The 255-nt window shown below is 63.9% G+C and carries 1 protein-coding gene; it reads left to right on the top strand.

All coding sequences use genetic code 11. The features are described 5' to 3' along the window. On the top strand, window positions 1–255 hold a 255-nt coding region (locus AC6LKG_RS26630; RefSeq protein WP_498170010.1), incomplete at both ends, for a VCBS domain-containing protein.

Below are 255 nucleotides of genomic sequence, written 5' to 3' on the forward strand. Positions count from 1 at the left end.
TGAGCGGCAAGACCGATGGCGCCGTGACCGAGGACGGCGCCACCAGCGCCACCGGCAAGCTCGACGTCAGCGACGTCGACACCAGCGACACCCACACCTGGACCGTCAGCAACGACGGCAAGGGCCAATACGGCACCTTCACCGTCGACCAGAGCGGCAACTGGAAGTTCGAGCTGGACAACAGCAGCGACAAGGTCCAGGCCCTGAAGGACGGCGAAAAAGTCACCGACACCATCACCGTCACGGTTGATGACG

It is taken from the genome of Achromobacter sp. 46006, from assembly GCF_059761975.1.